We start from the raw sequence: 824 nt of genomic DNA, 5'->3' as shown, positions 1-824 counted from the left end.
AAAATCAGCTTGCACGGATGCCCTTCGGCTTCCAGTCTGGCGCGGTATTCATTGGTGATGCGTTCGGCGCGCACCAGTTGTTCCTTGGTCGGCAACAGCCCGACGCGATTGAGCTGCGCCCAGCCGTAGAACTGGCAAGTGGCGAGCTCGACAAAGTCCGCCTCAAGGGCGATGCACAGCTCGATGATACGGTCGATCTGGTCGATGTTGTGCCGATGGGTGACGAAATTCAGCACCATCGGATAACCGTGGGCCTTCACCGCCCGGGCCATTGCCAGTTTCTGCGCAAAGGCTTTTTTCGATCCGGCCAGCAGGTTGTTCACCTGCTCGTCGCTGGCCTGGAAACTGATCTGGATGTGATCGAGGCCGGCCTTCTTGAAGTCGCTGATTTTCTGCTCGGTCAGGCCGATGCCGGAGGTGATCAGGTTGGTGTAGAAACCCAGCTGGCGGGCTTCGGCAATCAGTTCGGCGAGGTCCTGGCGCACCAGCGGTTCGCCACCGGAAAAGCCCAGTTGCGCCGCACCCATTTCCCGCGCTTCGCGGAACACCTTGACCCATTGCTCGGTGCTCAGCTCCTGGCCTTGTTCGGCGAAATCCAGCGGATTGGAGCAGTAGGGGCATTGCAGCGGACAGCGATAGGTCAGCTCGGCCAGCAGCCACAGCGGCAGGCCGACTTCAGGTGTGGGCGGCACCTGCACCGATGCCTCAGGCAAGTTCGATCCAGTGCTGCGCACGGGCCACCTCCATGAATTGCTCGATGTCGTCACCGAGTTCGGGCACGCCGGGGAACTGTTGGTCGAGCTCATTGATGATCGCCGCGACAT

1 protein-coding gene and 1 pseudogene are annotated in these 824 nt (G+C 60.8%); both read right to left on the bottom strand.

Annotated features, from left to right (window positions below; genetic code table 11):
• A partial coding sequence (locus tag ACCD00_RS30690; RefSeq protein WP_413428930.1) for a radical SAM protein occupies positions 1–734 on the bottom strand: 734 nt, incomplete at its 3' end.
• A pseudogene (locus ACCD00_RS30685) lies at positions 706–824 on the bottom strand (coenzyme PQQ synthesis protein D); the annotation flags it as partial. The gene ACCD00_RS30690 and the pseudogene ACCD00_RS30685, both read right to left, overlap by 29 nt.

Origin of the sequence: Pseudomonas sp. Pseusp3 (genome assembly GCF_047304225.1) — a bacterium.
GTDB lineage: Bacteria > Pseudomonadota > Gammaproteobacteria > Pseudomonadales > Pseudomonadaceae > Aquipseudomonas > Aquipseudomonas fluorescens_CD.
The sequence above is the reverse complement of the archived record's forward strand: the minus strand, read 5'-3'. Positions and strand labels throughout refer to the sequence as shown.